The sequence below is a fragment of the Bacillus rugosus genome, assembly GCF_023238245.1.
Classification (GTDB): domain Bacteria; phylum Bacillota; class Bacilli; order Bacillales; family Bacillaceae; genus Bacillus; species Bacillus rugosus.
Genome location: NZ_CP096590.1, coordinates 3,391,626 through 3,412,386 on the forward strand (window position 1 = coordinate 3,391,626; position 20,761 = coordinate 3,412,386).

Genomic DNA, 20,761 nt, shown 5'->3' on the forward strand with positions numbered 1-20,761 from the left:
TTTTATGTTTGAATGGAAGAAATAATACGCGCCGGGGCACCGGCCGCCGTTACCCTGTCCGGTATGGAACGGATCACCGCGGAGCCGGCGCCGACAATGCTCCAAGATCCGATTGTGAGTTGCGGTATGACGGCCGCGCCGGTTCCCACGTGAGCGCCTTCCTGAACGGCAACAGCCCCTGACAGCGTGACACGCGGAGAAAGATGAACGTAATCGCTGATTTGATTGTCGTGCTCTGCCACCGCACCTGTATTGATGATGCAGTGGGCGCCGATACGCGCATCCGCCTGAATGATCGCGCCCGCCATAATCACCGTCCCTTCCCCGATAACAGCCGACTTGCTGACAATGGCTGACGGGTGAATCAATGTAATGAAATCTTCTTTCTTCAGTCCCAGCCGCTCCGCCAACTGTTTTCTGACACGGTTGTTTCCGATGGCGATCAGAAACAACACATCAGGAATGAGCCTGCGCAATTCAGCAACGGCTTCCGGCGGGCCTGTGTACCACTCTTTTCCGGCTTTAAATGTTTGAAATTTATCATCCAGCACCGCGGCTAAGCGCGTGTCTGACCGGGCGTTTATCAGCTCTCTTATCACCTTTCCGTGTCCGCCGTCACCCACAATGGCCACGTTTCTCATGAGGACACATCTCCGCTTCCAGTAAACCGTTCGGCGGTCACATGATTGGTTTGCTGAATCCCTTCAGAAACAAGTACTTTTCGCACCGTCAAACATAAAATTTTCAAATCGAGAAAAAATGATCGATTGTCAACGTACCAAACATCTAATTCAAATTTCTTTTCCCAGGAAATCGCGTTTCTGCCGTTGATTTGCGCCCAGCCTGTGATACCCGGCTTCACTTCATGGCGCCGTGACTGCCTTTCTGTATAAAGGGGCAGATAGTCCATCAAAAGCGGTCGCGGGCCGACAAGGCTCAAGTCGCCTTTTAGGACATTCAGCAGCTGCGGAAGCTCATCGATGCTCAGCTTTCTGATCAGCCTGCCCGTTTTCGTCAGCCGGACTTCATCAGGCAGCAGATTTCCTTCACTGTCCCGTTCATCCGTCATCGTTCGAAATTTATAAAGAGTGAATGGCTTGCCGTGCAGACCCGGCCTTACTTGCTTAAAGAAGACAGGTGATCCTATTTTCAGCCTGACAACGGCGATGGTGAACAGAATGATGATGCTCGTACAGCACAATAAAAAAATAGCGGCCGTCAGATCAAAAAGTCGTTTCAGGATCAAAGATTCACAGCTCCTTTCGTTTTTCGAAACCGTTTTAGTGCCAGCTGTCTTTCCTCTTTCGTACAAACGAGCATAAAAGCGAAAACAGCGTAGCAGCAGCTGACTGTCATTCCTGCTGCTATCAGTGATGTCCAGTCGTCAATCTTCACAACGAACCGGATTGCCTCACAGACCGCCCAGGCAAACACAGCCGCTGAAAGAGGCCCGATTATGCCTTTAAAGAACACGTGCTTTCTGTAGCCGGTAATACGGGATACGTAAAGCGGCGTAAAGATGGCATTTTTCAAAATAAGGGAAATCGCCCCCGCCAATGTTATGCCGTACAAACCGAGATGAGCCGGCCCGCTCAGCACGACGGCCAGAACCACATTCACAGCGCCTAGCAGCAGGGTAACGATCGCCGGTGTTTTTTGTTTATTAAAGGCGGTCCATATATAAAACAGCGGCATAAAAGCGAGGCTGACCACCAAGTATCCGGCATGAATATATAAAAGCGGTGCGATAGACGAAAAGGACGGTCCGAGCCAGATCGTCAGAAAAGGCCCTGCCAATCCGCCCAATAAGGCAGCAGGGAGCGCAAGCAAAAGACCGTTCAGCCTCACTGCCTTGTTGGCGTAATTCACTAATCCGTCCATATCGCCTTTTGAATAATACGAAGTCATAAGAGGCGCAAACAGGGATGCGACCGTTCCAGCTAAGCTGCGCAGCAGCAGCGGAAACTGGATAATCGCCGCGTATTTCCCGGAGGCGGCCGCCCCCAGCACCAAATTGGCGGTTAATAGATCAATCTGCAAAAAAAGCAGGACGCCGATTTGATTGACGGAGCTCCATGCGCCCGCCTGAAACAGCTCCCTGCTTACGCGGAAGGAAAGATCCTTTATACGAAACGAAAACCACGGAATCAGTTTTTTGAAGAAATAGAAAGACAGCAAAGACGCGATGACAGCGCCAGCTAAAGCGGCAAGCTGGATCTGCCAGATTTTTGGCGCAAAGCATGCAAACAAGAGCAGCACAGACAGAACGCGTACAAGCATTTGCACTGCCTGAATTGAGCTCGTGATGTAAAGGCGGTTGGCATAAAATGGTGCAGCGCCGAAGCCCGCCATCAGAAACGTTAAAATAAACAGCAGACTGCCGATCAAAATCGACAAACGCACATCTGCCAAAAGCGCCGGCGGCACGTTCATGACGCGGTCAATAAAGAAAGCCGAACCCGCAAGAGGCAGCAACAGAAGCAATGAAATGAGAACAGACGCCGCTAAATAATTGCTGATATACGCACTTGCTTTATCATGCTCTCCCCTGTGGGCAGCGACAGAAAAGAACCGCACGACAACCGAGCTGAGCGCCACGGTGATGATCGAAAAGTAATTAATCACGTTTTGGGTCAAATGAACAAAGCCGAACGCTTCCACACCAAGCGTTTTGACAATAAAAGGCGTCATCCAGACCGACAGGAAAACAGACAATAGAAAGGCCGTGAGATTTGCACTGAAGTTTATCGTGAATTTCATGCCTGCTTCGCACTGCCTTTCATCGTTCCCCGCTGCTCGAAGAACAGCTTGATGAGAAATGTGAGCCGCAATTTGCACAGTCCTAATACCAAACGCTCGCCTCTTAATAATTTCTCATGCTGAACTGGTGTATTTCTGACAGCCTGCCGCACCATGTCATAGGATAAAATGTGTCTGATCTGCTTTTTGATGTCTTTCGGCGGATTCGGAGAAGCACAGGCGTTTGCGAGAAGCATCGGTAGCTGGTGCTTGCAAATGTATACATTCAAATCTTCTTTACATGCACTTTCTAAACCGTAATGATTGTAGAATGCGATTTTCGCCTGATATTGCTTTTGAATATGTTCATCCATCGCCGGCTTATAAGGAATTTCTGTCAGGCTGTTCGGGTTTTCACGATAGATGTACAAGCCTTCATCCAGCATTTTCACCCGCTCCGCTTCGCAAAAAGCGGACAAATTGAAGGGGGAGTCTTCAGCAAAACGGATATCTTCATCAAACAGCAGATTCGCCCTCTCCAAAAGCTCACGGCGATAAACATAACGCCATACATACCAGATAAACCTCGTTTCGTGAGCATGTTTAAGCCGTTCAGCCATTTCCGCTTTTGTCAGCACGCGGTTTGTGTCAAGCTGCGGAGGCACATATGTCCGACTGTCCGCTGACTGCTTATAAAAACCGCACCCCGCGATGTCCAGCCGATTTTGCTCTGCTTCTTCAATCAGCCTCTGAAACATGTAGGAAGATACATAATCATCTCCGTCAACAAATCCGATGTAAGTGCCCCGCGCGGCCTTTATTCCCGCATTTCGTGCTGAACTCAGCCCGCCGTTTGTCTGATGAATGACCCGGATTCTCGCATCCCGTTTTGCATAGTCCTCTGCAATCTCGCCTGAACGGTCCGGTGTTCCGTCATTCACGAGTATGATTTCAATATCAGAAAGCGTTTGACGAAGCAGAGAGTCAATGCACTCCTCTATAAATGGTTCAACGTTGTACATCGGGACAATAATACTGACGAGCGGGGTCATTGCGCTTCACCGCTGATTTTATCCCGCAGCCCTTTAAAATACACGTCTCTCGGAAAGCCGGAACGGGGTGTTTCTTTTGTTAACAGCTCTTTTACTGCGGCTGTCACACGCTCTGGATCCGGATGTTCAATCAACTTCATGGATGGGATGTCTTTGAGCCATTGATAGCCTTCCATCACCTTGTGATCAAAGGAGCGGATGACGACACACGGCGTTCCTGTCAGCGCGCAAAAAATCATGCCGTGAAGCCTGTCAGTGACAACGGCTTCTGCGCTTTGCAGCTTAGACCACAGCGCTTCAAGCTCCTGCTCCCTTGAATCTCGGCTGACCCTGCGCCCGATCGTTGTTGTAAAGGACTTGATCTCACCGAATTCTTCAAATAGCGCAGCCTTTACCCGATTTCTCTCATCCTCCTGAAGCACGCTTTCCTGATCCTCGCGCAAACACATATAAACCCCTTCGCGCTCTGCTGGGGTCTTGCTTCTATCTAAATACAGCACCATGTCCGGCTGCTTCAAAATCGTTTTTTCTTGAAAATGCTGTTTCATAAATTGATACGTTGTTTCATCCCGTGCCATCAACAATAGGCCGGGGTGTGCGTTATAAATTTTCTGCGCCCGTTTCAGCTCTTTGCGCCCCTTTTTCGTGTCAGAAAAATGAGCCGTTGCCGGAAGCTGGACAACTCGATAATTGTGAAATGTTTTAATAATGAAGCGGCGCGTCCACTCCTCATAACGGTATAAATCACCCATGTTTCCGCCGCCGATGATAAAGACCATATCCTCCGGATGGCGTGAGCGGAGCAGTGCTTTTGCAGATTTGTAAATGTCCTTCATATCGACCTCGACAATGTCAAAATCGGGGTATTCCCGCTCAAGAAATGTCTTGCTGGCATATGCAATTGCGTGATCACCCAAATTGTCATGGGACGGCAGCAGGGTTAGTATGATTTTTTTCTGATGTGCTTTGGCCCTTATCGGCTGATCGGCCGCACCCAGCCAATATTGGGACGGGTATTTGACCTTAAGCAGCAGCCATTCTGCAAGGTTGATTTTCAACGATTGTAACGACATGTCCTCACCCTCTGTTTCTCATTTTGTACTCGATTACCCGCTGATACACGGCCGACGCCATAGCGACGAATGGAATCATTCTGTATTTCGCCATCAGAAGCAGGCATGACCGTTTTGCGTCAAAAGGCGCCGTACCCGTTTTTGAGAGGCTCTCCTGAAATACCGGGTCCGCGCAAATCACGCCGACATTTTTAAGCTTTTCGAGCAGCCGGCGGCTGCCGCTTGTTTTCCATTCATTCAGCATACAGATACTGCTGTGAAGAACGATAAAGGTATCAAGCTCCTTATGATACTCCTCCAGTTTGTTGTTCTCCTGCAAAAACGCTGCATTCGCCTCATACAGCGCAAGCCCTGATTGAAACAGTTTTTTCTGATAGCTTTGCACGATGGAGGAAAGGTGAATTCGGTAATGATAGAGCGGCGATTTTACATAGGATACCGAGCGGGCGAAAAAATGAGCCCGGAAACTGAAAAACTGATCCTCGACATGCTCCAGCTCGCCACGGAGCGGAAACAACAGCCGACGTGCTTTAATCATGCTTCTTCTGTATAGTTTGTTCCATGAAAACCCTCTGACCTTCCCTTCGAATAACGCCTTGATATAGTGCTCCTTCGGCTGCCCCTGATAGGTTTCCGCAATGTCAGAGATCATGGTTTTTCCAGTGTCCTCAAATTCCGCGGCGTAATTGCAAATGACCAGATCAGTTTCATCGCCTGCTGCCTGAAGCATCCGCTCGCAATAATCAGGCTCGATCCAATCGTCTGAATCTATAAACGCAATAAACTCCCCGCGTGCCGCCTCAATGCCTTTATTCCGAACAGCACCGAGACCCTGGTTCTCCTGATGAATCACCCTGAACCTATGATCCTTTTTGGCGTATTCCTCCGCGATATCCGGGCTGGCATCTGCTGAACCGTCATTGACGATGATGATTTCAATATTGCCCAAAGTCTGGTTCCGCAGTGATTCGAGACACATTCTGATATATGTTTCTGTGTTATAAACAGCGACTAACAGACTAACCGCAGGTGTTTCCATATTGACCGGCTCCTCTTGCATAAATTACCGGGAAAAAATCGTTCTGTAAGGCAGAACGGACGAATCAACCGGCATAAGCAAATAACTGTAAAGAAAATAACAAACAACGATAGCGATATAGATAAGGGCATTCGATTTTTCATCAAATATCCTGACGAAATAAGGGACTAGGATCATTTGATACAAGCCGAAATAAATATTAAATCTGGCAAAGATTACGTCCTTTGTGGCCAAAAGCCCGAATAAAAAACCGAGCAGGCATAAATTGACGACGATATCGATTTGCGGCCACAGCTTCCTCAGACGCGCCCTGTAGCAAAAGGCGAGAAACAGAGGCAGAACCAAGACAGCGATTTTGATCACATTCATTCCATTTGTGTTTGTCATGAGCCATTTTTCATAATGGCTGTATGAGCTGTTTTCAAGCACAACGACAAACACAGACACAAATTTTTGATATAAAAACGTCATGCCGAGAAATAAAGCGGATAAGCCGAATATCGCCGGTGACCAGGCTTTTCTTCTGACAATAAAGTACACTGGAATCATAATCAGCGCCGAGGAATGAAAGAGCGAGCTGATCAGCACAATCAGAAAATATCGCTTCCAGTTCCCGCTGATGATATAACGGATCGCCCAAAACAAAACGGCTGCCACCATGTATTGCCTGATGCCGTTAAAAGACGCGTAATAATGAAAGGTTCCTAAAAATAAAAAGACACTCAGCTCAAACGGCCTTCCGTAATCAGCAAGTGTCTTAATAACCAAACTGTAGGTCACTGCCGCAACCGTTATATACATGATTTGCGGATCTTCCGTGATAAAATTCATCAGCCAAAGGAGTGCGGTAAAGCCTGGATCTGTCGCCGTTTTTGCTGTGCCGAAACCGAATATCTGCCACACATTTTGATAATCGCCCGCCAATTCGTACAACAGTGTGTACGTCTGAAAATCCGTGCCGACTCTGTAACGGAGACCCGACACGAGCACAAGTGAGGCAAGCGGAATCCAGATCAAAAGCTTATTCGGCCGATACCCCGTGGCGAGCGAATCGTCACGGCCGCCGCACATTTTGGCAAACCAAGACCAAATATATACAATCCCCATATTGACGACATATACAATCATCGTTTATTGTCCTTTTCCGCTAGTGATGTTGTATACATTCAGCAGCGCTTCTACATTTTGCTGTGCATCATAGCCGCGTTCGGCGAGTGTATCTTTGATGAGCTCCTGCTTTGGCCTGCCTGCGGCGGCCGCTCTTGCAATGGTTTCAGCCCAGATGCCGATCGGCTCAGAGAGACTCAATCTCGTCACAAGCCCGAGCCCAGCGTCAACTTTATCTGTAATGTTGTCTGATATGATGCATGGAAGCCCCGACGCCTGTGCTTCCACAAGCACAACCGGCAAGCCTTCATACAGAGACGGCATGACAAACACATCAAATGTGCGCATTAGCTCATGAATGCGTTCTTCAGTGCCTAAAAAGAGGACATCTGAAAGCAGATTCTGCCGCCGCGCCTCCTCTTCCATTTTCTCGCGCAGCGGCCCGTCTCCTGCAAGAACGAGCTGAAAGCGAACGCCTCTTTCTTTGAGATGTGCGGCAAGCTTCAGCAGAAATGCGTGGTTTTTCACTTCATGAAACCGGGCCACATGGCCAATGATGAGCCGGTCAACTGCAATGCCGCGTGCTGTTTTTTCTACATCATCCCTTTGCCCATTTGGGGCGAACAAATCAAGATCAATCCCGTTAGGAAGGAGATGAACACGCTCCCGCTCCATGTTGGACTGCCCGAATAAAAACCTGCCCGCATCCTCTCCGCACGCACACAAGGCTGTCGCATTCGCCAAAATAAGCCGCCTAAACACCATTAGCTGCAGGCGATCCTTCCAATTGAAGCCGGTCTTCCATGACGTATTGTGGGAATGGCATACCCTGATCGGCACTCCGGCAAGCCTTGCCGCGAGAGCGATAAAGCCTGTTTGGAAATCCGTGTGTGCATGAACGGCGCTGAACGGACCGTTTTCTTTTATCGTGCTTCTTACGTTCCTCACAAATGTAAGGGGATTGCTTTGCCCGATGCTCGGGACATAAAAAAGGCGCCCGCCTAAAGATAAAATCTCTTCATCATAAGCGCACGGATCATTTCGATACGTTAAAAAATCAAATTGCACTTTGCTTCTGTCCATTTTCCGATATAAATTCATCACCATGGTTTCCGCTCCGCCCCTGTTCATGCCGCTGAGAACATGGAGCACGCGTTTTTGGCTGCTACTCATGTTTGACAAGCCCTTCCTTGTGATTCATCACTCTTTTTTTGTGGTAGCGATTCATCACGGCTGGAGGCATCAACGCGCGGATTAACGGTTTTACAATATATATGTAATCAGATAAAGGAAGTTTCAAGCGTCTGCACGCCTGGTAGACAAGGATGGCATTGTCAATGGAATACGTAAATGACCGCCGCTTGAATGCATCGCTGTCTTCCCTTACTTTATACAAGGCTTCCTGGAGATTGTAGCCCCTGAATCCTTCTTCAAAAAAGCGCAGCCACAAATCAATATCCTCCATCCGTCTCGTCCGCCGCACCGAACGGTAGCCTTTCAGCGTACGGTAGGCGCTGGCTCTCATCATAATCGTTCCGTGGCAAAACGGGGTCCCTTTTGCCATGATGCCCGGCTCCGGAACAGAAGGCAGGATGCGTGTCCCTCTTACGCCACATTCATCAAATACAAGCATGCCGGTGCCAACCACTTGATAATGGTGGTGCTTTTCTAAAAACGCGACCTGCTTTTCCAGACGGCGCGGGAATGAAAGATCGTCTCCATCCTGACGTGCGATATACTCACCTGTCGCATGCGAAAGACAATGATTTAAGGAAGCGGCAAGCCGTTTGTTTGTTTTGTTTTGAATCAGCTTGATGCGATCGCTATAATGAGCGGCATACTGCTTCGCGATGCGGAGCGTGCCGTCTGTTGACGCATCATCGCACATAATCAGCTCCCAATTTTTATAGGATTGGCTGAGTATAGATTCAATGCTTTCCGCCAAAGTGCGTTCACAATTATAAATGCCCATAATGACAGAAACTTTTGGTCCTGAGTTCATACGCTTTTCTCCTTTGTATCCATATCCATGTACGCGGAATAAATATCTGCCATTTCTTCCACCGTTCGCGCCTCCGAAAAGCGCAAGGCCGTTTTTCGGCCTTCCTGTCCCAGCTTTCTGCAAAGTTCTGGCTTATGGTAAAGCTGTTCAATCCGGCGGGCAAAAGCGGCACTGTCACCGATTTTGATCAGAAAACCGTTTTCTCCGTCCCGGATGATTTCCCGATGCCCGCGGTTATCCGTGGCAATCGCCGGTTTTTCCGCCGCCATCCCCTCTAGCACATTCATGCCGAGGCCTTCTCTGATGCTGGATGCGACAGATACATCTGCAAGCTGAATCAGCTCGTGAATGTCGCGGCAAAAGCCGTAAAAACGGACATTGCCGGAAGCGCCAAGTTTTTCAGCCAATGCTCGATACGCTTGTTCCATCGCCCCTTCTCCGGCAAAAACAAGGCGGAGCGACGGAATGTTTTCTTTCAGCAAGGCTGCTGCTTCAATTAAGAGCTTCTGGTTTTTGTTCAGATTGAGCTCAGCCGGATAAACCAATATAAAATCGTCTTCACGGAATCCGTGTTTTTCTCTGAGTTTTTGCTGCTCTTCCAGGCTGACAGGCCGGAACCGCTCGGTATTGACGCCGATGCCGTGAATTTTCTGCGTCTTTCCGCCCGGCCTTTGAAGTCCTTTCGCCCGTGTGTAATCCTCTTCATTGATCGTAATCAGGCAGTCTGTGTATGCCGAAAGCCATTTCTCAACCGGATAGTAAAGAAGCCAATTTTTCATCGGCGCTCCGGTACAGAAGTGAAATCCGTGCGCTGTGTACAGCACCTTTGTTCCGTGCCGCCGTGCCTGCCTCGCCGCAAGTCTGGCTAGCACGCCGCCAACCGGCGTATGGCAATGGACAATGTCGTATTGATTGGTGTCGATCACGTCCTTGAGATGTCTGTAAACGGCCAGATTTTGAGGATGAAAGGGTGACCTCCGAATTGGGATGGAAAATTTCTCATCCACATACGGCAGCTTGGTTTGTCCGCTCGCGGCAACATGAACCTCCCAGCCCATTCGCTTAAACCATCTAAAGTAAGGGAGGTGAAAGGCCTTAAAATGATAATCGACAGTTGCGCAAAACAATATCTTTTTCGTCATCTTCACTCCCCCTAATGAACACTGGCAGCCGTCATTTTGTCTGATGTATTGATTGCCGCAAACAGCCTCGCTCTCAGATCGGCTTCCGGCAGATCATGAAAATCCTCGATAAAGCGCATCAGCACCGGCCAATCGCCGTCAACGGCTTTGCCGATATGGATTTTCGGAAAGATTTGTTCAGCGTGTACTTCATTTTTGTTCAGCAATTCCTCATACATTTTTTCGCCGGGACGAATGCCTGTGAATTCGATTGGAATCTGCTCAGTGGTGTAGCCGGACAAATGAATGAGGTTTTTGGCAAGGTCCACAATCTTTACGGGCTCTCCCATATCGAGAACGAAAATCTGACGCCCTTTCGCCAGTGCCCCGGCCTGGATGACAAGCCTTGAGGCCTCGGGAATTGTCATGAAATAACGGGTCATGGCCGGATGTGTTACCGTCACGGGTCCGCCTTTTTCAATCTGTTTTTTGAAAACCGGAATGACGCTGCCGCGGCTCCCGAGCACATTGCCGAAGCGGACAGCGACAAATTTTGTTCTGCTGATTTTTCCAAGATTCATAATAATCATCTCGGCGAATCGTTTTGTCGCCCCCATTACATTAGCCGGGTTCACCGCTTTGTCTGATGAAATCAGCACAAACGTCTCTGTCCCCGACATATCGGCTGCTTCCGCGACATTTTTTGTTCCGATGATGTTGTTTTTGACAGCCTCTTCAGGATTATGTTCCATTAAAGGCACATGCTTATGGGCAGCTGCATGGTAGACAACGTGCGGCTCGTACTTTTTCATCAAGGTAAACATTTTATCGCGGTCCTGCACATCCGCAATTTCTGTATGAAACACAATGTGTTTGCCGAATCGCCCGTTCAGCTCTGTAAAAATTGAATGAATGCTGTTTTCTCCATGGCCGAGCAGAATGATTTCCTTAGGCTGAAACGCGCTGATCTGCCGGCAGATTTCCGAGCCGATTGATCCGCCCGCTCCCGTGACGAGAACGGTTTTTCCTTTGATGCGGTTCGAAATTTCGCTTGTGTCGAGGGTTACCGGCTTTCTGCCGAGCAAATCCTCAGCTTTTACATCTCTGATTTGTCCGGCAGTTCGTGTGCCGAGCAGCATTTCATCAAAATGAGGCATAATTTTAATGTTTACTCCAGTTCGCACACATTCTTTATATAACACCTGAAGCTCATGGGTGCGGAGTGAAGGAATGGCAATAATAATATAGTTAATTTTGAGCTTTTGCACGGCAGGCATGATACTTTCTTTTCCGCCGATTACGGGCAGCCCCATGATTTCTAATTTATGCTTCGTTTGGTCGTCATCAATAAAAGCGACAGGTATGATGTCAGGATCATCTTTTGAAAGCAGCTGCCTGACCATCAGAGTCCCTCCTGAGCCCGCCCCGATAATCAGCGCGCGGGATGAGGCGCTGCGGTTTTTTCTGATGCTTTCTTTTAACACTCTGGATAAAACACGGGTTCCTCCGATAGACAAAAGCTGAAGCACCCAGCATGCGGTTAACAGACGGAAGAACATCGTATGATACACAGCATACTGAATGACGCCTGTCACAGCGGCTGAAAGCGTAATGCCCTTAAGCAGGACGATCAGCTCGCCGAGACCGGTGTATGTCCACACCTGTTTATACTGACGGAACAGGAAAGCACACACATGATAGCTGAGGAGCAAGCTGACAGCTGTAAGCAATAATGCTCCGGAGTCATAAAATTGATAGGAATCTTTTAAAAATTGATATCCTGCAATAACTGAATTTAAAACGAGATAAGTATCCAGCGCAATAATCATTGACAGTCTTCTCCGGTAACTCAACCTTTTCCCCCCTAATTCTTTTATCGGTTTAGCTGCGGCGGTTTTCGTCCTCCAAAACATCGGCAGCAGCTAAACCGACAACACATCCTATGTATATATCAGATAAGTGGGCATTTAACCCGTCCTCACGCCCCGCCACCGACGACCAGCATCTAAGGCAGCAACTTCAGCTGCCCACAGCAGAGCCGAGTGCCTCCATTGATACAGGTCAGGAGACATCACCTTTACCATCTATTTAGTAGGAATAGTGTTCCGATTTTTTCATCTTCTTTTTGTTTAAAAGAGCGCCTAACAGCTTTGCATTGGATTGTTCCAGGGCATCCTTCGCTTTCAAGACGGTATCGGTTTTCGTTTTTCCGCTTAAAACGACGAGCACGCTGCCGTCTGTCTGATTTGCTAAAATCTGAGCATCTGCAACAGCCAAAAGCGGAGGGGAATCAAAGATGACGAGGCTGAATTGTTCATAGATGTCAGATATTAAATCTCCCATCGCTTTTGAAGACAGCAGTTCAGCCGGATTCGGCGGGGTCGGTCCGCTTGTCAGCACATACAAGTTATCGATCGGCGTCTTTTGCACCGTCTCACTGAGTGAAGCATTCCCGACCAGCACATTTGTCAGCCCGGTTACATTCTCAACCTGAAATGTCTGATTGATGGTCGGCTTTCTTAAATCGGCATCCACCAGCAGCACTTTCTTTTCTTGCTGCTGTGCAAAGACAGCCGCAAGATTCGCTGCACTGAACGATTTACCTTCACCAGGCACAGAGGAGGTGACGAGGATAGACCGCAAGTTGGTCTGGACGGATGAAAACTCAATGTTTGTCCGAATGGTGCGGTATTGTTCCGCAACAATTGATTTGTTGTGTAAAACGGATATTTGAGCCAAACCTCGCCTTGCTTTCTTTTTTCTAAAGACCACTCGCTTCACTCCCCGAAATGTTTTATCCCGCGATTCCGCCCTTTTTGGACATCAGGGACGGAGCCTAAGCATGGCAATCCGGTTCTCTCGCTGAGCTGCCGTGCGCTTTTGCACGTATCATCGAGAAAATGCAGAAAAAATGCCAGTGTAATGCCGCCCATGACAGCAGCGCCCAAAGCCATGACCAGATTTCTCATCCGGGCCGGCTTGATCATTGGGCTTTCAGAAGCCTTCGCCTCTGATAAAATATGCACGCCTTGTACATTCATTCTTTCATCTACTTCTTTTTCAAACTTGTTCACTAATGTGTTCGCAATCTCAGCCGCTTTCGCCGGATCGTGGTCCTGAACGGCTACGGTGATAATTTCTGATTCATTTTCACTGCTGGTAACTACTTTTCCTTTCAGCGAGGAAGCCGATTCAGAAAGATGCAATTCCGCCTTGACCTCTTCCATCAAGGCAGTGCTTTTCATAATCGATTGGAACGTGCTGCTGTACTGAAGATTTCGCTGGATGTCACTGAGATTCGAGTTTTCTTCACCGTCTGATTCATGAACCAGCACTTGCGTCGACGCTTGATAAGTCGGTGAAATGACCTTAAATTGCACAAAGCCCGTAATAAGGGTGACGCCGATTGTGAGGAGCAGAATCAGCACGAATCTGTGTCTGACAATCGCATATAATTCTTTAAAACTCATATTCTCATTCATGTGTTCATAGCCTTCAGCCTTCCCGCGGCTGGCTTCCCGCGCCCCTTTCTGTTAATGATTGGATTATAAAAGAAAACTTTATTATTTAAAAATTGCAAAATAAGCCAATAAGTTCTCTTTAGAGAACAAAATCATGATTTTCCTCTTATTTACTGCACTTCCCTTATTATTTTAAATTTTATAAAGAACGAATAATTCCTTATAATGAACAAAATAACGACAGGAATAGAGGAGAATTTCATATCATGGTTGGAAGAATTATCCGTTTGTACCGTAAAAGAAAAGGCTATTCTATTAATCAGCTGGCTGTGGAGTCAGGAGTATCTAAATCCTATTTAAGCAAGATTGAAAGAGGCGTTCATACGAATCCATCCGTTCAATTCTTAAAGAAAATTTCCGCTACACTGGAAGTTGAATTAACAGAATTATTCGACGCAGAAACAATGATGTATGAAAAAATCAGCGGCAGTGAAGAAGAATGGCGCGTGCATCTTGTGCAAGCGGTCCAAGCCGGAATGGAAAAGGAAGAGTTGTTCACTTTTACGAACATACTAAAGAAAGAACAGCCTGAAATGGCTTCCTATCGCAACCGCAAACTGACGGAATCCAATATAGAAGAATGGAAAGCGCTGATGGCAGAAGCAAGAGAAATCGGCTTGACCGTCCAGGAAGTCAAGTCCTTTTTCAAAACGATGGGAAGATAGATTTTGGCTAAGGGTAAACGTTCGCATCTGCAGACTAAATCTGTTTATAATGGGGGAAAAAGGGAGAGAGTGCGATGTCTCATAAAACAGTAACAACTCAATACGGCAAAGTAAAAGGCACAACAGAAAACGGCGTACATAAATGGAAAGGCATCCCCTATGCCAAACCTCCTGTCGGGCCATTGCGTTTTAAAGCACCGGAACCTCCTGAAGCGTGGGAGAACGAACTGGACGCAACAGCATACGGCTCTATTTGCCCGCAGCCGTCTGATTTGCTGTCACTTTCGTATACTGAGCTGCCCCGCCAGTCTGAGGATTGCTTGTATATCAATGTATTTGCGCCTGATACTCCAAGTCAAAACCTGCCTGTCATGGTATGGATTCACGGCGGCGCTTTTTATCTTGGAGCGGGCAGTGAGCCATTATATGATGGGTCAAGACTTGCGGCGCAGGGAGAAGTCATTGTCGTTACACTGAATTATCGTCTGGGGCCGTTTGGATTTTTACATTTGTCTTCGTTTGATGAGACGTATTCCGATAACCTTGGGCTTTTGGACCAAGCCGCCGCACTGAAATGGGTGCGAGACAATATCTCAGCATTTGGCGGTGATCCGGATAACGTAACAGTATTTGGAGAATCAGCAGGCGGCATGAGCATTGCCGCGCTGCTCGCAATGCCTGCGGCAAAAGGCCTGTTCCAGAAAGCAATCATGGAAAGTGGCGCTTCCAGAACGATGACAAAAGAAAAAGCGGCTAGCACCGCGGCAGCCTTTTTAGAGGTCCTTGGGATTGACGAGAGCCAATTGGACCGATTGCATACTGTATCTGCGGAAGATTTGCTTAAAGCGGCCGATCAGCTTCGGAAAGCAGAAAATGAAAATCTCTTTCAGCTGTTCTTCCAGCCCGCCCTTGATCCGAAAACGCTGCCTGCTGAACCAGAAAAAGCGATCGCAGAAGGTGCTGCTGCCGGCATTCCGCTGTTAATCGGAACAAACCGCGATGAAGGATATTTATTTTTCACCCCGGACTCAGACGTTCATTCTCAGGAAACGTTTGATGCCGCGCTTGTGTATTTATTAGGGCAGCCGCTGGCAGAGAAAGCCGCCGATCTGTATCCGCGTTCGCTGGAAAGCCAAATTCATATGATGACTGATTTGTTATTTTGGCGCCCGGCCGTCGCCTGTGCCTCCGCACAGTCCCATTACGCGCCTGTCTGGATGTACCGATTCGATTGGCACTCTGATAAGCCGCCGTATAATAAAGCGTTTCACGCATTAGAGCTTCCTTTTGTTTTCGGAAATCTGGACGGGTTAGAACGGATGGCAAAAGCAGAGATTACGGATGAAGTGAAACAGCTCTCTCACACCATACAATCAGCATGGATCACGTTCGCCAAAACAGGGAACCCAAGCACTGAAGATGTAAAATGGCCGGCGTATCATGAGGAAACAAGAGAGACGCTGATTTTAGATTCAGAGATTGCGATTGAAAACGACCCTGAAGCTGAAAAAAGGCAGAAACTATTCCCTTCACAAGGAGAATAAACATGGGGAAAACAGGATACATTGGTGCTGTCATCGTTGTGGCAGCTTGTCTTATCATTTTGTCAGCAGTGGTGTTTTACGGGACACCGCCTATTACCAGCCCATCCGCTGGACTGGAATCATACTGTTTTTCGGGGGAATTGTGATGGTTCCCGAATATACAGCATAAAGAAAACCCGGGAAAGAGAAGTAATTCTCTTTCCCGGGTTTTTTGTTTTTTACAGTTTTCCCGCGCGAATATCGTCTGTCATTCCTTCATAAGGAGCTTTCGAAATCACTTCTTCATTGTCGGCTCCCTCATTTTTCAGAAATGTTATCTCCGCAAATTCAGGTACAACGTATTTTGGGTATGTTTCATATTTTTCGCGTGATTCTTTCATCAGATCAATGTGGTCATTTTGATAGCAGACTGTAATTTCAGGATGTTCATGCACCCATTTTGGGAAGAAAATAATGCCGTGCATGCGTTTTTCATTCGGCATAAAGTTTAATGAAACATCTGTCCCTGTCGGCTCTGTCCAAGACACTTTATATACGCCTTCTGTCAGTTTGACAATATTAACTTCCTGATCCCGAACCCAGCGTCCGGCAACCATTCCGCTATGAATTCTATAATCAATTGTATGGTCGTTTTTAATATAGATCTCGTATTCCCAACCGTTTTCATAAGTATAAATCATGTGGCTTCCGATAAAGTTTTCCATCTTTCACACTCTCCTTAGTCTTTACTGTACTTCATAAATGTCTAGTCGAACGTAATCAGGGGTTCTTTCTGCGGAACCGATAAACAAGCGGTCATGCAGCCATTGATAAGCTTCACTGCCTGATTCAAATGTTGGCACCGTACGGAAATAAACATGCTCCGGATCAATGATTTCCCCAGCCGCGGCTTGATTTCGAAATGGCTCGCTGACTTGCCGTATTCCATTGTTTTCAATGTAAATCAGTTCATGATCTGCTGTTTCGATTACATACCTGGCAGATAAATCTGTTCTGCCGTCAGCACGAATGATTTGTGAATCGGCACCGCCCGGCAAAATACGCCCCTTTATTTCCCCGGTCATTGTTCCCGAACGAATCGGGATTAATCGTCTCAGTCCCAGGCCTGTCTCACCAATGGTAATAGGCGGATCAACCCTGATTTCTAAAGAGGCGAATGGTTTTAAAACCGGCTTATTCATGAGCACTACCTCGCCTTCAGAAAAATCATGTAATTATTTACATGTTCACTTTAACACCATCGAATGTAACTGTCAAACAATAGGACATAAAAAAACAAGGATTGTCTGAGACAGTCCTTGTTTGAAGCTAGATTTGATAGTCAAGATATGTGCTGACAGTGCTTTTTGCAAGACAGTCAGAGGAATCTATAATCGGAATCTCACTTTGAATATGATCTAACACCGCATTTAAATCCGTGCAGGCCGAAATGATAATATCTGCATCCTGGCAGATTTCTTCATATAGCTTCTGCCACAATGCTTGTGTATGCTGCATATGATTAGGCTGTTTGATTGCGGCAATGAGTTGATTCACAGCCTGCTGCCAATGGTCCTTGTGAACAACTTCTTGTCCATTTGCCTTCAGCCCTTTTTGGTAAATGGCAGATTGGATGGTTGAATCTGTTCCTAAAACCACCGCTTGTTTTGCAGGATGCGGAATCTCTTTTATCGTTTCCTCAATGATATGCAACAAAGGAACCGACAATGCCTGCTGAATCTCTTCATAGTACACATGTGCCGTATTACAGGGCAAAGCAATAAAATCAACGCCTGTCTTCTCGAGCTTTACCGCTCCTTCAATAATCGCTCTTTTCATCTCATCATGATCAATGGGGCGTTCTGCATAGAATGGCGTCGGGCAAGAATAGATCATCATGTGCGGATAGTCGATATCGTTTGATGCCCCATACAGCTTCTGACAGTAATCAATCACCTTATCAATAAACGGCGAGGTCGATTTTGGCCCCATTCCGGCTAATATTCCGATCATCAAATTCATTCCTTTCTAATTCGTGCGGACCGCTTCTTCTTCTGTGCCATCCTCATAGAGGATAAAGCTTTTCGCAGCATCATCACCTAACATAAATTCGATTTCTACAGACAATGATCGCAGAAAGAAACGGGTTGCCGAGGAGGGGAATAACTCCAGTCTCAGTTGCCCGGTAATCTCCAAATAAAGCCGTTCATTCTCGGTTGTCACCCGTGCAGCCGCCCCATCCTGAAACGAGTAGCTGCCAACATAGCGGCTGTATATTGCCGTATCAATTGCTTTTTTCTTTTTATCAGCAGGGCGTTCTGGGATCTCATATGGCTGGTCAAAAAGAATATTTTCCGCCGCCTTCAGAATCGATTGTTCATATACAGCATCTTCTTCCTTATTGCTCAAATAGATCAGCGTTTTATGATGATCAATATACCGAATCATCATAGTCGAATAGCCGGGCCAGCTTCCGTTATGGCTGAGAATCCGCCCGTATTTAGGACTATTATGCAGCACCCAGCCAAATCCGTAATCGAAAGTTTCTCCATTATTCAGCCGCACAGGAGAAAACGCAGCTTCCTTAGAAGCTTTGCTGATCAAATCATCCTGATATAAAGCCTGATCAAGTCGAAATAAATCGCTTGTGACAGAATTCACCATACCATCTCCCTGTATTCCATCCAAATACACAACATATTTGGTTTCCTCCAGAACATCAGGAAGAACGTACTTTCCAGAATGCACATCATACATATATCCATATGCATAGTCATTAATCTGCTCAGGACGCAGTCTCCTGTTATACACCCTGGTGTTCGTCATGCTGACCGGGGTAAAAATGTTTTGTTTCAGAAAATCTGCATAGCTCATGCCGGAAGCTTTTTCAATTAGAACTGCCAGAAGCACATACCCCGTATTGCTGTACAGCCAGCCTTCATTCGGCGCAAAGTAGCCGGGCGGCTTCTCCTTCATCAGCATATCAACAACATCCTGATTTACCGCAATCTTGTTTTGGTCCCAATTGACAAGAAACCAGTCAATATAATCTGGAAGCCCTGACGTATGATTCAATAAGTGCCGAATCGTGACGCCCTGATACGGAAAACCCGGCAGCCAGCGCTCCACTTTATCTTCATATCCAAGAATCCCTTTCTCCTCCAGCAATATGATCTCCAAAGCTGTAAAAGGCTTTGACAACGACGCTAACTCAAACAAAGAGTTCGTTTTCAAGGGGCGTTTTTCCATCAATTCTGCATAACCGAAAGAGTGATGATATAAAATATCGCCATCCTCCGCAGCCAGAACCGTCCCGTTGAATTGCTGTTTTCCAGCTAACACAGAGAATAATTTGCCGAATTGCTTACTTTTTTCTAGTTTCATTTTTCCACCTCCCTTATTTTCTACGATACTTATCGTTCTATGTTTCAATCATTCGGAAATATCAGAAAAACATTAATAAATCAATATCAGCCCAAATCCTGAATCCGTTTCACAATTGCTTCCGCAAACTTTGAAGTCGAAGCCGTACCGCCTAAGTCGACTGTTTTCACCCCGGATTCAACAGTTTCGAAAAGAGCCTTTTCCATTAAATCCGCCGCTTCTTTTAATTGTTCATCGTTGTGTTTTGTTTTCAGCCATTTCAAAAGCATAACTGCCGAAAGCATGATCCCAATCGGATTCGCTATATTTTTTCCTGCAATATCAGGTGCTGATCCATGGGCAGCCTGAGCCATAGCTTGTGTATCATTTGAATTGATAGACGGTGCAAGGCCTAAGCTACCCACAAGCTCTCCTGTTAAGTCAGACAGAATATCACCAAACATATTTTCTGTCACGATGACATCGAAGTCCTTAGCGCGGCGCACCAAATGAGCGGTCATCGCATCAATATGATAATCATCCACTTCAACTTCTGGGTACTGCTCCGCTACTTCACGGCACGTTTGTAAAAACAGGCCAAACCCAAGCTTGATGACATTGGCCTTATGGACAATTGTCACTTTTTTGCGCCGCTCCATCGCGCTTTGGAAGGCAGCATGCGCAATGCGGCTGATCGCCTTTTTTGTAAATACACCTGCTGAGACAGCAGTTTCCGGCGTAATGTGCCACTCGCCGGCACCGGCATACATATTCCGGTCTGAATAAAACCCTTCAGTATTTTCTCGAAAAATCACCAAATCAGCCTCTCCCGCTACACTCTTGATACCAGTCATCGTTTTCGCCGGTCTGATATTTGCATAAAGATCAAAATAATGGCGCAACTCTCCGCTCGGATTCCGTTTTTCTTTATGTCCTGGCGGGTAGGCCGCTGAATCATGCGGTCCCAACAGCCATCCCTGGCACTTTTTCAATTCTTCTTTTGTATATTGCGGCATTGGATCATTGTATGTCTGAATAGCATTCCATCCCATCGGAAGCTCAACTGCATTCAATAAAACCCCAGCCCGTTGGGCAGCGGCATCCAAAACTGAGACAGCAGCATCTACAATTTCCGGCCCAATACCGTCTCCTTTTAAAATTCCAATTCGATATGATGTCATTTTCCAATCCCCTTTTATAGAATAGAAGCCCATATTTATACTATAAAAGATTCTCAGTGCAATTGATATCTTATCCAGGTGACTTGTCTCTAAAAAAGCAGATTTTTCTAAAAAGAAAACGGCCTCACCTCACCGTTATTTAGAAAGCACAAATCATGCTCCTCACTGAATCCGCATAGAAATATTAGTCTATTTGACCCATACTTACAAAGGTCTATTTTCATTTTCTATCAAACAAAAGAGGAAAATAGACCAGTTGTAATCCAAACGAGAGTCTAATAGAATGATGTCGAAAAGTAAATCACGCAGGTTTGTTACTGATAAAGCAGGCAAGACCTAAAATGTGTAAAGGGCAAAGTGTATTCTTTGGCGTCA

General features: G+C 46.7%; 19 protein-coding genes and 2 pseudogenes. 3 read left to right on the top strand and 18 right to left on the bottom strand.

Annotated elements, in window-relative coordinates; translation table 11 throughout:
- Positions 1 to 2: 2 nt before the first annotated feature.
- The 13 genes and pseudogenes from M0696_RS17255 to M0696_RS17315 form a co-directional block, all read right to left on the bottom strand.
- The gene (locus M0696_RS17255) at positions 3 to 641 is read right to left on the bottom strand and encodes an acetyltransferase (RefSeq protein ID WP_222142061.1); all 639 of its coding nucleotides are present in this window, start codon (positions 639 to 641) and stop codon (positions 3 to 5) included.
- Positions 638 to 1,246 (bottom strand): sugar transferase, encoded by a 609-nt coding sequence (locus tag M0696_RS17260; RefSeq protein WP_166848167.1) that lies wholly within the window; start codon positions 1,244 to 1,246, stop codon positions 638 to 640. The genes M0696_RS17255 and M0696_RS17260 overlap by 4 nt, the downstream gene beginning before the upstream one ends.
- The gene (locus M0696_RS17265) at positions 1,243 to 2,760 is read right to left on the bottom strand and encodes an MATE family efflux transporter (RefSeq protein WP_222142062.1); all 1,518 of its coding nucleotides are present in this window, start codon (positions 2,758 to 2,760) and stop codon (positions 1,243 to 1,245) included. The genes M0696_RS17260 and M0696_RS17265 overlap by 4 nt, the downstream gene beginning before the upstream one ends.
- Positions 2,757 to 3,791 (bottom strand): glycosyltransferase, encoded by a 1,035-nt coding sequence (locus tag M0696_RS17270; protein ID WP_166848162.1) that lies wholly within the window; start codon positions 3,789 to 3,791, stop codon positions 2,757 to 2,759. The genes M0696_RS17265 and M0696_RS17270 overlap by 4 nt, the downstream gene beginning before the upstream one ends.
- On the bottom strand, positions 3,788 to 4,864 hold the full coding sequence (locus tag M0696_RS17275; RefSeq protein ID WP_166848160.1) for a polysaccharide pyruvyl transferase family protein: 1,077 nt from the start codon (positions 4,862 to 4,864) through the stop codon (positions 3,788 to 3,790). The genes M0696_RS17270 and M0696_RS17275 overlap by 4 nt, the downstream gene beginning before the upstream one ends.
- 4 nt (positions 4,865 to 4,868) lie before the next feature.
- A complete protein-coding gene (locus tag M0696_RS17280) occupies positions 4,869 to 5,903 on the bottom strand; it encodes a glycosyltransferase family 2 protein (protein WP_222142063.1) in 1,035 nt (344 codons plus the stop codon).
- A 24-nt stretch (positions 5,904 to 5,927) separates the two neighbouring features.
- Complete coding sequence (epsG, locus tag M0696_RS17285) at positions 5,928 to 7,031, bottom strand: biofilm exopolysaccharide biosynthesis protein EpsG (protein ID WP_166848155.1); 1,104 nt, start codon at positions 7,029 to 7,031, stop codon at positions 5,928 to 5,930.
- Positions 7,028 to 8,183: pseudogene (locus M0696_RS17290) on the bottom strand (glycosyltransferase family 1 protein). The gene epsG and the pseudogene M0696_RS17290 overlap by 4 nt, the downstream one beginning before the upstream one ends.
- A complete protein-coding gene (gene epsE / locus M0696_RS17295; RefSeq protein ID WP_166848150.1) occupies positions 8,176 to 9,012 on the bottom strand; it encodes a glycosyltransferase EpsE in 837 nt (278 codons plus the stop codon). Before epsE ends, M0696_RS17290 begins: the two are co-directional and overlap by 8 nt.
- Positions 9,009 to 10,154 carry a glycosyltransferase family 4 protein gene (locus M0696_RS17300; protein ID WP_222142066.1) on the bottom strand — a complete coding sequence of 382 codons (1,146 nt, stop codon included), beginning with the start codon at positions 10,152 to 10,154 and terminating at the stop codon, positions 9,009 to 9,011. The genes epsE and M0696_RS17300 overlap by 4 nt, the downstream gene beginning before the upstream one ends.
- A gap of 11 nt (positions 10,155 to 10,165) precedes the next feature.
- Positions 10,166 to 11,986, bottom strand: coding sequence for a polysaccharide biosynthesis protein (locus M0696_RS17305; protein ID WP_175271359.1), 1,821 nt, complete (start codon positions 11,984 to 11,986; stop codon positions 10,166 to 10,168).
- A gap of 235 nt (positions 11,987 to 12,221) precedes the next feature.
- Complete coding sequence (epsB, locus tag M0696_RS17310) at positions 12,222 to 12,905, bottom strand: protein tyrosine kinase EpsB (protein WP_014115245.1); 684 nt, start codon at positions 12,903 to 12,905, stop codon at positions 12,222 to 12,224.
- Positions 12,906 to 12,910: 5 nt separating this feature from the next.
- Positions 12,911 to 13,615 (bottom strand): YveK family protein, encoded by a 705-nt coding sequence (locus tag M0696_RS17315; RefSeq protein WP_166848146.1) that lies wholly within the window; start codon positions 13,613 to 13,615, stop codon positions 12,911 to 12,913.
- A 245-nt stretch (positions 13,616 to 13,860) separates the two neighbouring features.
- On the opposite strand from M0696_RS17315, the gene slrR reads away from it, so the two are divergent.
- The 3 genes and pseudogenes from slrR to M0696_RS17330 all read left to right on the top strand — a co-directional run bounded on the left by slrR (position 13,861) and on the right by M0696_RS17330 (position 16,032).
- Entirely contained in the window at positions 13,861 to 14,319 is a 459-nt protein-coding gene (gene slrR, locus M0696_RS17320) for an HTH-type transcriptional regulator SlrR (protein WP_248602202.1), read from the top strand.
- 74 nt (positions 14,320 to 14,393) lie between these two features.
- Positions 14,394 to 15,863, top strand: a complete 1,470-nt coding sequence (gene pnbA / locus M0696_RS17325) for a para-nitrobenzyl esterase (protein WP_248602203.1) — start codon at positions 14,394 to 14,396, stop codon at positions 15,861 to 15,863.
- Positions 15,864 to 15,865: 2 nt separating this feature from the next.
- Positions 15,866 to 16,032, top strand: a pseudogene (locus M0696_RS17330) (hypothetical protein).
- A 49-nt stretch (positions 16,033 to 16,081) separates the two neighbouring features.
- Here the strand turns inward: M0696_RS17330 and padC are convergent.
- The 5 genes from padC to M0696_RS17355 form a co-directional block, all read right to left on the bottom strand.
- Complete coding sequence (padC, locus tag M0696_RS17335) at positions 16,082 to 16,567, bottom strand: phenolic acid decarboxylase (protein WP_003235304.1); 486 nt, start codon at positions 16,565 to 16,567, stop codon at positions 16,082 to 16,084.
- Positions 16,568 to 16,588: 21 nt separating this feature from the next.
- Positions 16,589 to 17,044, bottom strand: a complete 456-nt coding sequence (locus tag M0696_RS17340) for a DUF3237 domain-containing protein (protein ID WP_248602204.1) — start codon at positions 17,042 to 17,044, stop codon at positions 16,589 to 16,591.
- 127 nt (positions 17,045 to 17,171) lie between these two features.
- Positions 17,172 to 17,855 (bottom strand): aspartate/glutamate racemase family protein, encoded by a 684-nt coding sequence (locus tag M0696_RS17345; RefSeq protein WP_166848136.1) that lies wholly within the window; start codon positions 17,853 to 17,855, stop codon positions 17,172 to 17,174.
- 15 nt (positions 17,856 to 17,870) lie between these two features.
- Entirely contained in the window at positions 17,871 to 19,226 is a 1,356-nt protein-coding gene (locus tag M0696_RS17350) for a serine hydrolase (protein ID WP_248602205.1), read from the bottom strand.
- Between the two features lie 86 nt (positions 19,227 to 19,312).
- Entirely contained in the window at positions 19,313 to 20,386 is a 1,074-nt protein-coding gene (locus M0696_RS17355) for an isocitrate/isopropylmalate dehydrogenase family protein (RefSeq protein WP_248602206.1), read from the bottom strand.
- Between the last annotated feature and the right edge of the window lie 375 nt (positions 20,387 to 20,761).

Coding starts and splice junctions, on each gene's coding strand:
- M0696_RS17255 (WP_222142061.1), bottom strand. CDS start 641: ATGAGAAACGTGGCCATTGTGGGTGACGGCGGACACGGAAAGGTGATA.
- M0696_RS17265 (WP_222142062.1), bottom strand. CDS start 2,760: ATGAAATTCACGATAAACTTCAGTGCAAATCTCACGGCCTTTCTATTG.
- M0696_RS17270 (WP_166848162.1), bottom strand. CDS start 3,791: ATGACCCCGCTCGTCAGTATTATTGTCCCGATGTACAACGTTGAACCA.
- M0696_RS17275 (WP_166848160.1), bottom strand. CDS start 4,864: ATGTCGTTACAATCGTTGAAAATCAACCTTGCAGAATGGCTGCTGCTT.
- M0696_RS17280 (WP_222142063.1), bottom strand. CDS start 5,903: ATGGAAACACCTGCGGTTAGTCTGTTAGTCGCTGTTTATAACACAGAA.
- epsG (WP_166848155.1), bottom strand. CDS start 7,031: ATGATTGTATATGTCGTCAATATGGGGATTGTATATATTTGGTCTTGG.
- epsE (WP_166848150.1), bottom strand. CDS start 9,012: ATGAACTCAGGACCAAAAGTTTCTGTCATTATGGGCATTTATAATTGT.
- M0696_RS17300 (WP_222142066.1), bottom strand. CDS start 10,154: ATGACGAAAAAGATATTGTTTTGCGCAACTGTCGATTATCATTTTAAG.
- M0696_RS17315 (WP_166848146.1), bottom strand. CDS start 13,615: ATGAATGAGAATATGAGTTTTAAAGAATTATATGCGATTGTCAGACAC.
- slrR (WP_248602202.1), top strand. CDS start 13,861: ATGGTTGGAAGAATTATCCGTTTGTACCGTAAAAGAAAAGGCTATTCT.
- pnbA (WP_248602203.1), top strand. CDS start 14,394: ATGTCTCATAAAACAGTAACAACTCAATACGGCAAAGTAAAAGGCACA.
- padC (WP_003235304.1), bottom strand. CDS start 16,567: ATGGAAAACTTTATCGGAAGCCACATGATTTATACTTATGAAAACGGT.
- M0696_RS17340 (WP_248602204.1), bottom strand. CDS start 17,044: ATGAATAAGCCGGTTTTAAAACCATTCGCCTCTTTAGAAATCAGGGTT.
- M0696_RS17345 (WP_166848136.1), bottom strand. CDS start 17,855: ATGATCGGAATATTAGCCGGAATGGGGCCAAAATCGACCTCGCCGTTT.
- M0696_RS17350 (WP_248602205.1), bottom strand. CDS start 19,226: ATGAAACTAGAAAAAAGTAAGCAATTCGGCAAATTATTCTCTGTGTTA.
- M0696_RS17355 (WP_248602206.1), bottom strand. CDS start 20,386: ATGACATCATATCGAATTGGAATTTTAAAAGGAGACGGTATTGGGCCG.